At 39.8% G+C, this 13,637-nt stretch carries 12 protein-coding genes; 10 read left to right on the top strand and 2 right to left on the bottom strand.

Annotation, left to right across the window (positions count from 1 at the left end; all coding sequences use genetic code 11):
* Window positions 1-97: 97 nt before the first annotated feature.
* Both CRO04_RS03530 and CRO04_RS03525 read left to right on the top strand, forming a co-directional pair.
* The gene (locus CRO04_RS03530; protein WP_097002849.1) at window positions 98-1,441 is read left to right on the top strand and encodes an MATE family efflux transporter; all 1,344 of its coding nucleotides are present in this window, start codon (window positions 98-100) and stop codon (window positions 1,439-1,441) included.
* Between the two features lie 19 nt (window positions 1,442-1,460).
* On the top strand, window positions 1,461-2,306 hold the full coding sequence (locus CRO04_RS03525) for a MerR family transcriptional regulator (protein ID WP_097002848.1): 846 nt from the start codon (window positions 1,461-1,463) through the stop codon (window positions 2,304-2,306).
* Here CRO04_RS03525 and CRO04_RS03520 read toward each other — a convergent pair.
* The gene (locus CRO04_RS03520; protein ID WP_097002847.1) at window positions 2,264-2,833 is read right to left on the bottom strand and encodes a GNAT family N-acetyltransferase; all 570 of its coding nucleotides are present in this window, start codon (window positions 2,831-2,833) and stop codon (window positions 2,264-2,266) included. The two genes, CRO04_RS03525 and CRO04_RS03520, sit on opposite strands and share 43 nt — an antisense overlap.
* A gap of 245 nt (window positions 2,834-3,078) precedes the next feature.
* Between CRO04_RS03520 and CRO04_RS03515 the strand changes: the two genes are divergently transcribed.
* From CRO04_RS03515 to CRO04_RS03480, 8 genes are all read left to right on the top strand, one after another.
* A complete protein-coding gene (locus CRO04_RS03515; protein WP_097002846.1) occupies window positions 3,079-4,191 on the top strand; it encodes an ArsR/SmtB family transcription factor in 1,113 nt (370 codons plus the stop codon).
* A gap of 1 nt (window position 4,192) precedes the next feature.
* Window positions 4,193-5,875 (top strand): M3 family oligoendopeptidase, encoded by a 1,683-nt coding sequence (locus CRO04_RS03510; protein ID WP_097002845.1) that lies wholly within the window; start codon window positions 4,193-4,195, stop codon window positions 5,873-5,875.
* Window positions 5,876-5,944: 69 nt separating this feature from the next.
* Window positions 5,945-7,687, top strand: coding sequence for a peptide ABC transporter substrate-binding protein (locus tag CRO04_RS03505; protein WP_097002844.1), 1,743 nt, complete (start codon window positions 5,945-5,947; stop codon window positions 7,685-7,687).
* 81 nt (window positions 7,688-7,768) lie between these two features.
* Window positions 7,769-8,728: an ABC transporter permease gene (locus tag CRO04_RS03500; RefSeq protein WP_097002843.1), complete on the top strand. Its 960-nt coding sequence runs from the start codon at window positions 7,769-7,771 to the stop codon at window positions 8,726-8,728.
* Between the two features lie 17 nt (window positions 8,729-8,745).
* Window positions 8,746-9,663, top strand: coding sequence for an ABC transporter permease (locus CRO04_RS03495; RefSeq protein WP_097002842.1), 918 nt, complete (start codon window positions 8,746-8,748; stop codon window positions 9,661-9,663).
* 11 nt (window positions 9,664-9,674) lie between these two features.
* The gene (locus tag CRO04_RS03490; protein WP_097002841.1) at window positions 9,675-10,718 is read left to right on the top strand and encodes an ABC transporter ATP-binding protein; all 1,044 of its coding nucleotides are present in this window, start codon (window positions 9,675-9,677) and stop codon (window positions 10,716-10,718) included.
* 1 nt (window position 10,719) lies between these two features.
* The gene (locus CRO04_RS03485; RefSeq protein WP_097002840.1) at window positions 10,720-11,685 is read left to right on the top strand and encodes an ABC transporter ATP-binding protein; all 966 of its coding nucleotides are present in this window, start codon (window positions 10,720-10,722) and stop codon (window positions 11,683-11,685) included.
* Between the two features lie 7 nt (window positions 11,686-11,692).
* The gene (locus CRO04_RS03480) at window positions 11,693-12,052 is read left to right on the top strand and encodes a hypothetical protein (RefSeq protein ID WP_141400936.1); all 360 of its coding nucleotides are present in this window, start codon (window positions 11,693-11,695) and stop codon (window positions 12,050-12,052) included.
* A gap of 78 nt (window positions 12,053-12,130) precedes the next feature.
* Here the strand turns inward: CRO04_RS03480 and CRO04_RS03475 are convergent, their stop codons facing one another.
* Window positions 12,131-13,498 carry an MATE family efflux transporter gene (locus tag CRO04_RS03475; protein WP_097002838.1) on the bottom strand — a complete coding sequence of 456 codons (1,368 nt, stop codon included), beginning with the start codon at window positions 13,496-13,498 and terminating at the stop codon, window positions 12,131-12,133.
* Window positions 13,499-13,637: the final 139 nt, after the last annotated feature.

Here is a 13,637-nt window from a genome sequence, read left to right as displayed (position 1 = left end):
AGCAGGAAACAGCTGCGGCGTTTTTTTTAAGTATTGACTCTACAACGATTGTAGACATTATGATATACTTATTTAAGAAAAGGATGAACTTTTATTTATGGAAAAAAATCTAACCACAGGCAGTATATTTAAGACAGTTGCATATTTTTCATTACCCTATTTATTATCTTATTTTCTCCAGACACTGTACGGTATGGCTGATCTGTTTATTATAGGACAGTTTAATGGGGTGGATAGTATTACCGCAGTTTCCATAGCAAGTCAGGTTATGCATATGCTGACGGTTATGATTGTGGGTCTGGCAATGGGGGCAACAGTGATGATCGGGCGTTTTGTGGGTGCAGAAAATCATGAGCAGACATCTAATACTGTTGGGAACACGGTTACTCTGTTTATGGTTTTATCAGTCATAATCATGGTAGGATTGCTCATGGCAGTAAATCCGATTGCTGCCATTATGTTAACACCTGCCGAAGCTTATTCAGAGACGGTTACATACCTTACAATCTGCATAATCGGTATACCATTTATAACAGGATATAACATCATCAGTTCTATATTTCGGGGAATGGGCGACTCCAAAAGTCCTATGTATTTTATTGCGGTAGCCTGTGTGGCAAACATTGCACTGGATTATCTTTTTATCGGTATATTAAAACTTGGAGCGGCCGGTGCAGCGCTGGGTACAACATTATCACAGACGATCAGTGTTATCGTCTCCCTGGTCATTATCAGAAAACGAAAAATGGTAAGACTTTCACGGAAGAATTTCAGACCGCAGATAGTTATAATGCGTAATTTACTTAAAGTTGGTATTCCGGTTGCCTTGCAGGATGGGTTTATCCAGATCGCATTTATTGTAATTACTGTAATTGCAAATAACAGGGGATTAAATGATGCAGCAGCAGTAGGTATTGTGGAAAAAATAATAGGCATTTTATTTCTGGTTCCATCCTCTATGCTGTCCACCGTTTCTGTACTCTCTGCACAAAATGCAGGTGCAGGGAAACATGATCGTGCCCGTCAGACGCTTTTGGTCGGAATATTAACAACGGTTACGTTCGGCACAATATCAGCAGTTTTGATGCAATTATCGGCTGAACCGATAATCGGGCTGTTTACAGATGATGCCAAAGTGCTTCTGCTTGGCGGTCAGTATATGAGCGGTTATGTCTGGGATTGTATTTTTGCAGGGGTTCATTTCTGTTTCAGCGGATATTTTTGTGCATATGGTTTATCCGGTATCTCGTTTATACACAATTTAATTTCAATCATTTGTGCACGTATCCCGCTTGCATATCTGGCATCCGTATATTTTGCAGACACTCTGTATCCCATGGGAATTGCAGCTCCCGCAGGATCAGTTCTGTCAGTTATTATCTGTGTCAGTGTTTTTATCTGGCTGAGTAAGCATACTGGAAAATTAAACGGCTGCATATGAATGTTGGAGGGAAAAGCAGATGGAAAAAAGCGGGCTTTTTAGAATAGGTGATGTAGCAAAGCTGTTTCATGTAAGTGTAGGTATCCTGCGCCACTACGAGAAAGAAGGACTTTTACGTCCAGAATATACAGACCATGAAACCGGTTACCGCTATTACAGTACAAGTCAGTTTGAATGTCTTAACACAATCCGGTATTTACGTGTACTGGATATGCCATTAGAACAAATTGCAGATTTCTTAAATAACCGTGATATTGATAAAATTCAGATGATGTTACGGCAGCAAAAGGAAGCTGTTATTAACAAGCAAAAGGAATTAAAAATAATTGAGAGGAAGATAGAGCACCGTCTAAGGCAGATTGAGGATGCTCTTTCTTCTGAACTTGATACCATTCAGGTGAAGCACATTGCCTCAAGGCGGATTGCATGGATTGAGGGTTCGTTTTCCATAGAATCGTATCTTGATTTAGAGTCTTCCATTCGGCAGCTGGAGCAGGATCAGCGGGATACGGTTGTTTTTCTGGGAAAAGTTGGTGTAGGTATAACAAAGGACAGACTATTAAAGGGTCAATATGACAAATATGATATGGTTTTTCTGATTTTAGACAAAGAAGATGCTTATTCAGGACCGGTTGAGGAACTGCCAGAAGAAACCTGTGTGACGCTGAGGTTTTGCGGAAGCCATATGAGTTCTGCGGAACAGTATGAAAAGATGGCCGATTTTATAACGGAACATCAATTTCACATTACGGGATTTTCCAAAGAAATTACGATGATTGATTACGGAATGACTGATGATACAAAAAAATTTGTAACAGAAATTCAAATACCAGTAGCTGACTTAAAACACTGCCATTCATTATAAAGCATAGAAAAAATATAATCATCATAGAGTTTTCCATTCAATTTATGATGATTCCTTAAAACCCCATCTTGTTTAAATTTCAAATTTTCCAGTAATCCAATAGATTCTGCATTAAAGCTTCCAGTTTGTGCATATATTTTGTTTATCTTGATTTTTTCGAAAAATATATTCAAAAGGCTGATGAGAGCTTCTTTCATATATCCATTTTTTCTAAATCGTGGGATTTCATAATATCCTAATTCCAGACTTCTGTTTCTTGGATTAAAATCACTGAAAGATATCTTACCAACTAATCCCCCCTCCTTTCTGTTGATGGAAAAAATAAATGCATTTTCTTTTTTTATAATATTCTTATAAAACTCAGCCAGCTCAGATCCTTCTCTGTTCATTATTGGTCTGCATGTCATTTTATACATATCTTCATATTTTGTTTCCATTCTAATTTGTATCAGATCATCTACTGTAATTTCATTGATATATAAACGTTCCGTTATAATTGGGACCAGATTGTATATAATATCCTTCATATTTTCCCTTCCGCTAGGCTGTTGTATTTTATTTTATACCACATAAGAGCAGGTATTACCAGATCACCTTAATATTTTAAGGAAATTAGAGTAATACATTTACTTTATAAGTTCATTGTATCATATTTGATGCTTATCTAACATATTGGTTGACAAGCTTCTAATTGATGATATAATAAAAAAAATTGAACTTTATTTATGCATCGAGTTGACATATTATTCATTTAAAGTGATGAGGTTATAAAATGAGCATAGAATGTACTGTAATAAAAGAGATTGATTATTATATAGAAAGCATTGAATTACTGTTTCGTATTATCAATAAAAATTCGTATCAAAATTTGAAAATGGATATACTGAAACGAACAGATGAGACGAAGCATGAAAAAATTTGTTATCAACTGGATAAATTATCTGTTGTACAGGATGATATTGAAAAATACACAGATTTAAACGATCCCCAGATTTTGTATTACTTTTCCCCATTCTTATCAGATAACCTATGCATTGCAAAGATATTATTTCAATGTATGCGGCATTCCACATTTTCCGGCAGTAAAGATGAAATAAAAAGCTTCATTGTAGAATCAATGGAATCTATTAAAAATGATGATTCTCTGGAATTATCCTACGATGATTTAGATTTAAAGACCTCTGTCTATGAAAATAATCAGAAGTTTTCCTTTACAGACAGGATTAACAACCTGGAATGTGAGCCTGGGCAAAAGTGGAAATTGTTGGAATTAATAGAACATTCCGGAAAACATCTTGATAATCTGTACGAGATCCTGGACCAGACAGTTGCAGCATTAAATAAACACGAGGAAACATTAGTAGAATTACAGGGAGCAGCCACTGCGTACTGGGTGGATTATTTCGAACAGCACAATTTCCATAAGTTAATGAATAGCTTTTATAACATCAAAGAGGATAGTTATCCCAGCAGGCCGACTTTCATAAGAACACGGATTATGGCTTGTAACCGGGTAATCTTTTACGGGAATGATGAAAATGTAGGAGATTATCATCTGTTAGATGTTGGTATCCTGTTTGACTGTAATTTTAAAGTTTCAAAAAGACGCTTGTCCAATCAGGAATTGAGCAATGGACTCAGGCTCTTATCGGATCCCAGTAAATTTGAGATCTTGCGTTTTATCCGGAATGACAAAGCATATGGGCAGGAAATTGCTGCAGAATTGAAGCTTACGACTGCTACCATATCCCATCATATGAATACACTTATGAAGCTGGGTCTTATTAATATAGAAAAATCAGACAATAAAGTTTTCTATCAGATGAACAAAGAGGCCGTCAATTATTTATTAGAAGTGACGAAAAGCAAATTATTGGAGGATTAAAATGAAGTTTAAAGAGATGCCCTATCAAAGAGTGGATATGGAAGAAAAAAAGGTCCGGTTCCAGGAGCTCATGAATGAATTTGCCAATGCAGAAAGTGGTGAAGCCCAGTTTCAGGTTCATAAAAAGTACTATAAATTCAAAGATGAAATTGAAACCATGGTCACCATTGCAAAAATCAGACATGATATTGATACGACTGATCCGTTTTATGAAAAAGAACAGAGTTATTATGATGAAATAGAGCCAGAACTGATTGATATGAATGTTATATATGCACGGCAGATGTACGAATCTCCCTATAGATCCTATTTAGAGGAGAAGATCGGTACTGTTGCATTTAAAAACATTCAGCTTAACATCAGATCATTTGATAAAAAGCTGATACCGCTTAAGCAGGAAGAAAATGCGCTGACAACGGCATACGACAAGCTGATCGCCAGTGCAGAAATCGACTGGGAGGGGGAGACGCTGAATCTCTCACTATTAAGAAAATATCTGACCCATAAGGACAGACAGGTAAGGGAGAAAGCATATACTAAATACTGCGCCTTTTTTGAAGCCAATGGAGAAAAACTGGATTCCATCTATGATGAATTAGTGAAGAACCGCACAAAACAGGCCGACGAATTAGGTTATGATACTTTTGTGGAAACCGGCTATGACCGTGTAAAGAGAAATTGCTATGACAAGGATATGGTGGAAAATTTCAGAAAACAGGTAAAGGAATACTTTGTACCATTTGCCGGGAAGCTTCATGAGAGAAGAAAAAAACGGTTAGGCCTTAAAAAATTATCCTGTATCGATGAAGGCGTTTACTTTGCCAATGGAAATCCGCAGCCAATTGGATCTCCGGAAGAAATTATGGCCTGTGCTCAGAAGATGTATGGGGAATTATCGAAAGAGACGAAAGAGTTCTTCGATTTTATGTCCGAAAATGAATTATTTGACGTACTGGGCAGAAAGAAGAAACGGGCCGGCGGGTATATGACATATCTGCCAGATTACAACGCTCCTTTTATTTTTGCAAATTTTAACGGGACCAGTGGAGACATTAATGTAATTACTCATGAATGCGGTCATGCGTTCCAGGGCTATCTTTCAGGAAAGGATCCGATTAAAGAACATTCGGATATCACTATGGAAACAGCAGAGATTCATTCCATGTCAATGGAATTTTTCACAGAACCCTGGATGAATCAGTTTTTTGGAAACAGAACCGATGATTACCGTTTTATGCATCTGGAGGATGCTGCTATCTTTATTCCATATGGCTGTATGGTGGATGAATTCCAGCACATTGTTTATGAAAATCCTCAGATGACTCCTGCCCAAAGACATGAGGCATGGAAAAAGCTGGAATCCCAGTATCGGCCTCATATGGATTATGCGGGATTTCCTTACTTTGAAAAAGGGGGATTCTGGCAAAAACAGCCTCACATTTATGATGATCCCTTCTATTATATTGATTACTGTATTGCACAGATCTGCGCATTCCAGTTTAAAATCAGAATGGATGAAAATTACCAGGAAGCCTGGGACAGTTATTTAAAGCTTTGTAATTTATCAGCCAGTGACTTCTTTACAAATATGCTGAAAGAAGTTGGGTTAGACAGCCCGTTTGAAGATGGTTGTGTGAAGAAAATCGTTGAGAAACTGGAATCACTGTATATGACAAAAGCTTAGCTGTATAGTACGCGGCTCGTGAAGCGGGTCGCTGAAACTATAAAAATGAAGTGAAAGGGATGGATAAAAATGAAATTAAAAAGATTTTTTAGTGTGTTAATGGCAGCAGGACTGGTCGCAGCCAGTTTAGCCGGTTGCGGCGGTTCTGCCGGAACGTCTGCAGGCGGGGATAATGCAGGTACACAGAAAACAGCAGAGAGTGGAAAAAAAGGACCAAACGGAGAGACACTTGCAGCAGAGCAGGTTGCACATGGCATGCAATTTAATGTGGTTACGTTTGACACCGCACAGGTTGGAGATTCTGAGTCAGGTTCGTTTTTCTTAGCAACCTGCGAAGGCTTATTCCGAGAAAATAAGGGTGTTCTGGAGAATACAGGATGCGAAAAATATGAAATTTCCGACGACGGTCTGACCTATACGTTTCATTTAAGAAAGAATAAATGGTCGGATGGGGTGGAAGTAGTTGCAAGCCAGTATAAAGACGCAGTAGAAAGAGTGCTGAATGTAGATTTGGCATGTCCTTATGCATTTTTTGCTTTCCCGATTAAGAATGCAGAGAACTATTACAATGGGAAATGTGGTTTTGATGAAGTGGGCGTAGAAGCGGTTGATGATTATACCCTGAAATTTACCCTTGAAGCACCAGAACCTTATTTTATTGATAAATTAGCCTATACAATGTTTAATCCGATCCGTGTGGATAATATTGAAAAGTATGGCGATACATATGGTACCGATGCAACACAGACTTTATCCTGCGGACCGTTTATGGTTAAGGAATATACAGCAAACCAAAGCACTGTTTTTGTAAAGAATCCGGAGTATTGGGATGCAGAACATGTTTACCTGGATGAAGTTGACTTACAGCAGGTAGATGAAACAGCTACCCAGTTCCAGTTGTTTGAAGCAGGCCAGTTAGATTTTGTTGCAGCTTCCGGTGATTATTTAAAAAAATGGGATGAGGCGGCCAGTGAAGGCAAATGCCAGCTTTATACGGATGGAGATGTTGCTTCCCAGTATTTTGCATTTAACACACAGGAATCATGCCCCAGTGGTATCATGCAGAATTCAAAGATAAGAAAAGCAGTTGCTTACACCTTTGACAGCCAGACATTTATTGATTCTGTCTATAATAGCAGATATACGGCAGCTTACGGACTTGTTACGCCTAATATTAAAGTAGGGGACAAAGAATATCGTTCGGAAGTAGCAGAACCGATTAAAGAGGAATATAGCGAGTATGCGAATAATCCGGAAAAATTAAAGGCGTTATTCCATGAAGGATTAAAGGAACTTGGGAAAGATACCGATGATTTAAGCACGATCACGCTTCAGTTCTTAGGCTATGGTGAGACAACAATTGAAAAAGACATTGAACAATACGTCGTACAGCGGATACAGGATAATTTAGGCGTTAAAGTAAATCTCAATATTGTCGGCGACTTCGGACTTGCAAATGCAGCTCAGTTAGCAGGTGAGTTTGACCTCTGTATGCAGGTATGGGGAGCAGATTATAATGATCCGATGACATTTATTGATATCTTCAGAACCGGCGGAGGCAGTAACTACGGTAAGTATTCCAGTGAAAAGTATGATCAGATTCTGGATCAGCTGGCAACAGAACAGGACAATGACAAACGTATGAAACTGTATGGGGAAGCGGAGAGTATCTTGATCAAGGACGATGCTGCAATCAAACCTCTGCTTTATCGCGATAAACATAGTTATATCAATAACCGTCTTCATAATTTCCAATATCCTGTTTTTGGCGGAAAATTTGAATTCAAATATGCTTATATTGTGGAAGAATAAACAGACTTAAGGTGATACCCAATAGCGCATCGGCAAAAGTCGGTGTGCTTTTGGTATCCTTGATAGATTAGGAGAATGAATATGGCAAGATACATCGTCCGGAGAGTATTGGAAATGCTGATTACCTTGTTTTTGATTGTGACAGCTACCTTCTTTTTGCTGGCAGCAATCCCTGGAAATGCACTGACTTCAAAGATTGCCAAATTACCGCAAACGGTGCAGACAAAGATTATTGAAAAATATGGATATGATAAACCTGTCGTTCAGCGTTATGTGATTACTATGAAGGGGCTGATTGTAAAGGGTGACTTTGGAGAATCGATCATCAGACCAGGAGAAACATTTGCAAAAAATCTGAAGGCGAAGCTTCCGGTAACGGTCAGGCTTAGTATTCAGCAGATTTTATTGGGCGTGACTGTCGGGATTTTATTGGGGATTATCGCAGCAATGAAACGGGGAAGTTACTTAGATAAGCTGATATTGGTCGGTGCCATGATTCTGGTATCCATGCCTTCGCTGGTAATATCACTTCTGCTTCAAAAATATTGTGCAAATGGAGATCTGTTTAAACTGCCCATCATTGGCTGGCCGAAAGGAAAAGAGCTGTGGTTTGGAGGCTGGAAGTATACAATCCTTCCAACCATTGCCGGTTCCTGCAGCTTTATTGCCTATTATTCCAGACTGACCAAAACCAGTATGCTGGAAAGTATTAATCAGGAATATACTCTTACAGCAAGATCAAAAGGACTTTCTGAGGTGCAGATTGTGAAAAACCATGTAGTGCGTAATTCATTTATTCCTATTATTACTGTACTGCCCACAACTGTGGCGAGTATTCTGACGGGTTCTCTGTTCATAGAACGAGTTTTCTCCATTCCCGGAATGGGACGGTATTATATAGAAGCGGTTCAGACAAGAGATATTCCGATTGTTCTGGCAGGAACAACATTTTATGCCGTTATAACGGTTATAACGATGCTGATTACCGATATTTTATACGGTATCGTTGATCCACGAATTAAAATCGGTGCCAGGAAATAACGGAAAGGAGAAATAGGATGAATTCATTGGAAGACAAACGGTTTGAACTGGCTGACCAGTCGAAGTTTGATGCTGATGAGGTTGTCAGACCAAACATCAGCTACTGGCAGGATGCATGGAGAAGGTTAAAGAAAAATAAATTGGCCCTTTTATCAATGGCTGTACTTATCGTTCTTTTTGTTATGTCCATCATTGGCCCCGCAATAAGCGGACAGAATTATACAACTTTGATGCCGGAAATTAAAAATCTGCCGCCAGGCAGGACTTACTGGCTGGGGACGGATTATTTAGGAAGAGACCTTTTTTCCCGTTTGTGGAAGGGCCTGAGATTTTCCATTATAGTTGCTGTTGTGGCAGCAAGCCTGAAAGTGCTGATCGGCTGTATTTACGGTGCGGTTATGGCATATCTGGGCGGATTAGTCGATGATGTCATGATGCGGATTGTAGAGGTATTAAACAGTATTCCTTATCTGATTGTCACTTTAATTATTTTAGTGGTATTAGGCAATGGTTATCTCCCCTTACTATTTGCATTATGTATCACCAACTGGACGAGTACAGCCCGTATGGTCAGAGGCCAGATTTTAAAACTCAGGGAAAGCGAGTATATTATGGCTTCTGCTGCGTTAGGAGCCTCTTCCGGAAGAGTCATTGTGAGACATTTAATTCCCAATACGTTAAGCTTACTGATTCTGGATCTTGCTACTTCCATTCCTTATATAATTTTTGACGAAACCGTACTTTCTTTTTTAGGAATCGGACTTCAGCCCCCTGCGTTCAGCCTGGGAACACTGCTGTCAGCAGGTCAGGAGGCTATGGCATTTTATCCGTCTCATTTATTATATCCTAGCTTACTTTTATGTTTACTCGTATTGTCATTTAATATTTTAGGTGATGGTTTAAGGGATGCCCTTGATCCACAGCTTAGAGACTAGGAGGAATTATAATGAGTCAGGAACCTTTATTAAAAGTGGAAGATTTAAGAGTTTCTTTTCATACATATGCAGGAGAAGTACAGGCGGTAAGAGGTGTTTCCTTTGACGTAAAAGCAGGAGAAGTATTGGCGATTATAGGCGAATCAGGTTGCGGTAAAAGCGTCACCTCCAGAGCAATCATGTCTCTTGTGAAAGCGCCCCAGGGGGAAATCAAAAAGGAAAGTAAGATTCTCTATCAGGGAAAGAATGTATTGGAGATGAATAAAAAAGAGCAGAGAGCCTTTCGGGGCGGGGAATGCTCAATGATTTTCCAGGATGCCATGGTTTCCTTAAATCCCACCATGAAAATAGGAAAACAGATTATTGAAAATATTGTGCAGCACAGGCAGATCAGTAAAAAAGAGGCCAGAAAGGAAGCCATTCAGTTATTAGAGGCAGTGGGGATTCCCAATCCGGAAAAGAGAATTGACCAATACCCGTTTGAATTTTCCGGCGGTATGAGACAAAGGGCAATGATTGCCATTGCCATTGCCTGTAATCCGAAGATACTGATTGCGGATGAACCCACGACGGCTCTGGATGTAACGATTCAGGCACAGATTATGGAGCTGATTAAAAGTCTGAAAGAGAAACTGAACACGGCTGTTATTTTAATTACCCATGATTTTGGTGTTGTAGCAGGTTCCGCAAATAAAGTTGCGGTAATGTATGCAGGCCAGGTGGTGGAAAGCGGAACAAGAGAAGAAATTTTCTATCATCCACAGCACCCGTATACCTTAGCTCTTCTTGGCAGTGTGCCCAAATTAGAGTGGAAAAACAAGCAGCTTCTGCAAACCATCAAAGGAACACCACCGGATCTTATTTCTCCTCCAAAGGGCTGTCCTTTTGCCAAACGCTGTAATTATTGTATGAATGTCTGCCTGGAAGAGATGCCTGAAACAACTGATTTTGAAGCTGGTCATCATACAAGATGCTGGCTGCACCATGAGGAAGTACCGGCAGCCATTAAAAAAATGTTCCATGATGACAGAGCGATCATAACTGAGGGTGAATAAAATGAGTAATCAGGATATATTAGAGGTAAAACATTTAAAGAAATATTTTAATGTCGGCAAACATGACGTTTTAAAAGCGGTAGATGACGTTTCTTTTTCCATAAAGGAAGGGGAAACCTTAGGTCTTGTGGGGGAATCCGGCTGTGGAAAAACAACCTGCGGACGTACGGTTGTGGGCATGTATCGTGCGTCGGAAGGGGAAGTATACTACAAAGGGCAGAATGTCCATAAGCTGAAAGGAAAAGATAAAAAGGCTTTTAATAAAGAAGTGCAGATCATTTTCCAGGACCCTTATGCTTCTCTGGATCCACGAATGACCGTTGCAGAGATTATCGGTGAGGGGATAGAAATTCATGGTCTTGCGAAAACAAAGCAGGAAAAAGATGAAAAGATTGCCCATCTTCTGGAACTGGTCGGTTTAAATAAAGAACATGCGAACCGTTTTATCCATGAATTTTCAGGCGGGCAGAGGCAGAGGATCGGAATTGCAAGAGCTCTGGCTGTGGAACCCAAATTTATAATGTGCGATGAGCCAATATCCGCATTGGATGTATCCATTCAGGCTCAGATTGCCAATATGCTGATTCAATTTCAAAAGGAAATGAAGCTGACGTATTTATTTATTGCCCATGATCTGGCAATGGTAAAACATATCTCAGACCGGATTGCGGTTATGTATTTAGGGTCCGTGGTTGAACTTGCGGAATCAGAAGTCCTTTATCATAATCCGCTCCATCCTTATACGGAAGCATTAATGTCAGCCATTCCCATTGCTGACCCCAAAATCGAAGATACCAGGCAGAGAATCATGCTGGAAGGGGATGTTCCCAGTCCTATTAACACGCCGCCAGGCTGTAAATTCCAGGGCAGATGCCGTAAGGTAATGGATCTGTGCAAATGTGAAGTGCCAGAATTAATCGAAGTGGAGCAGGGACATTTCGTGGCCTGCCACTTGTATCATAAATAGGATTCTTATGATGAAGCAGATAAAGAAGGTTGGAGCGGATTTTTATAAATGTTTGAAATACAGCAGCCTGGCAAGCATGGTGTTAGTAATAATCAGCGGAATTTTTAGTCTTATTTTATCAGGTGGAAGTCTGATCACTGCTCTGGAAAGCATAAAAGCGGTTTTATTTGCTGCGGGAAGTGCAGGGCTGATAATCGGTGCGGTATCGATCTTAAGAAAAGACAGGGAGAAAGAAAAAGACTGGTCTGAGTGGAAAAAAAGATTTGAAATCTTTTCTTATCGGGTTACAGTTATTATAATGAGTATAATTGTTTTGTTATATGGTTGTATTTTAGATGAGATTTTATTTATGTTAAATCATTCATAATCGGGATAAAAGAGAAGGAGCTTTTGCGGCATGGTCTTTGTGCGGTGAAAGCTCCTTCCAAGTTTCGTATCTTTTATTTTATAATGTCCCATTTATGTCAGAGACCCATTTTACTTTCAAAATCAGAATGGTAGTAATGAGAGCAGCCATATAATTGGAAAATAAGTTTCCCCAGAACACAGAATAAAAGCTCAGCACGTGTTCTGTTGCCAGGATAAATATGTATCGCAGAAGCCATACACGCAACAGGCTTATGAAGAGAGTAATCCGAGTCTTTCCCAGACCGATGAATGCTCCCTGCTGAACCATACAAATGCCGAATCCGATTACGGAATATGTATAAATGTGAAGTGCCTGGTTTGCAACGGAAAGAACAGAAGCATCCCTGGTAAACAGCACCGTAAGTTTTGATGAAAGAGGCACGACCAGTGCGATTAAGAGCGCAGCGGTGACAGCACTTATGATACAACCAGCCAGACATGCTTTTTTTGCTTTATCCGGCTGTTTCGCGCCTATATTCATGCTAACCATGGTGGTGACTGCGGAACCGAAGGAGGAGGGGAGTATAAAACATATGGATGTAATGTTATTGGCAATACCCTGTCCATTTAAAACAATAGCTCCGTATTTTTCTACCTCATTGTTGATCAGGAAGAAGCCCAGGTTGAGCATCAGACTGGAAAGCATGGCAGGAAAGCCGATGCGCAGTAAGGTGTTAATAATGGTCCAGTCGAACCGGAATCCTGCCAGAACAAAGCGTTCTCCTGTTTTTTTAATGAATAACTCATAATACATCCAGCCTGTTATTAAAAAGTTTGATGCCAGGGATGCCATGACAGAGCCCACAAGACCCCAGTGGAATACCGCAATAAAGAGGGCGTTGAAAATAATTTTCAGAATCAGCATGATCACCATCCGGACAAATGTATCCTCCGGCTTGCCGTTGGCATTTTTTATGGAGTTATAGATTGATTCCATGAAGGAAAAAGGCGTCACACAGGCGTTCAATGCAAGATAGAGAAAAACATTGCGGGAAATTTCTTTATTTACATGGGAGGATATGGGAAATGCAAGGGCAATCAGCAAAGGAGCAAGTGCAAAGCCCAGCAAAAAAGTAAAAACAATGATTTGTGTGGATATCTTCCGGCTGTTATTAAAATTCCCGTTTCCATTGGACTGACCGATAATTGCCATACCGGCCACACTCACGCCCTGAGCCAGGGCAGAAATCATGTTTACAATGGGAGTACAGTATGTAACGGCGCTGGCCGCCCTGGTTCCTACCAGATTGTTTAGAAACAAACCATCTATGACCGGTATGGCGGACTGGATAAGCCCCATCATAAGTGTGGGCACAGATAGAAATAATATGGTAGTAAAGACGGAGCCGTTAAGAATGAGATCCCGTCTCTGCTCGGTGCTTTGCTTTAAAAAGTTTGAATTCATGTTCGATTCACCTGATTAGTAGATTTGCGGTAGAAAAATTAGTTATTACCGTATAGAGTTAAAATATACTCTTGAGGTATGGGAAAGTCAAGCATTGTTATAAGCAGTAGTATATAAGATATTGTGTCGAACTTTGCGG

The sequence above is a fragment of the Lacrimispora amygdalina genome (assembly GCF_900205965.1).
Taxonomy (GTDB): domain Bacteria; phylum Bacillota; class Clostridia; order Lachnospirales; family Lachnospiraceae; genus Lacrimispora; species Lacrimispora amygdalina_A.
The sequence above is the reverse complement of the archived record's forward strand: the minus strand, read 5'-3'. Positions and strand labels throughout refer to the sequence as shown.

Bases quoted from the DNA above. Each gene is read 5' to 3' on its own strand.
- CRO04_RS03530 (WP_097002849.1), top strand. From the start codon at position 98: ATGGAAAAAAATCTAACCACAGGCAGTATATTTAAGACAGTTGCATAT.
- CRO04_RS03525 (WP_097002848.1), top strand. From the start codon at position 1,461: ATGGAAAAAAGCGGGCTTTTTAGAATAGGTGATGTAGCAAAGCTGTTT.
- CRO04_RS03520 (WP_097002847.1), bottom strand. From the start codon at position 2,833: ATGAAGGATATTATATACAATCTGGTCCCAATTATAACGGAACGTTTA.
- CRO04_RS03515 (WP_097002846.1), top strand. From the start codon at position 3,079: ATGAGCATAGAATGTACTGTAATAAAAGAGATTGATTATTATATAGAA.
- CRO04_RS03510 (WP_097002845.1), top strand. From the start codon at position 4,193: ATGAAGTTTAAAGAGATGCCCTATCAAAGAGTGGATATGGAAGAAAAA.
- CRO04_RS03505 (WP_097002844.1), top strand. From the start codon at position 5,945: ATGAAATTAAAAAGATTTTTTAGTGTGTTAATGGCAGCAGGACTGGTC.
- CRO04_RS03500 (WP_097002843.1), top strand. From the start codon at position 7,769: ATGGCAAGATACATCGTCCGGAGAGTATTGGAAATGCTGATTACCTTG.
- CRO04_RS03495 (WP_097002842.1), top strand. From the start codon at position 8,746: ATGAATTCATTGGAAGACAAACGGTTTGAACTGGCTGACCAGTCGAAG.
- CRO04_RS03490 (WP_097002841.1), top strand. From the start codon at position 9,675: ATGAGTCAGGAACCTTTATTAAAAGTGGAAGATTTAAGAGTTTCTTTT.
- CRO04_RS03485 (WP_097002840.1), top strand. From the start codon at position 10,720: ATGAGTAATCAGGATATATTAGAGGTAAAACATTTAAAGAAATATTTT.
- CRO04_RS03480 (WP_141400936.1), top strand. From the start codon at position 11,693: ATGATGAAGCAGATAAAGAAGGTTGGAGCGGATTTTTATAAATGTTTG.
- CRO04_RS03475 (WP_097002838.1), bottom strand. From the start codon at position 13,498: ATGAATTCAAACTTTTTAAAGCAAAGCACCGAGCAGAGACGGGATCTC.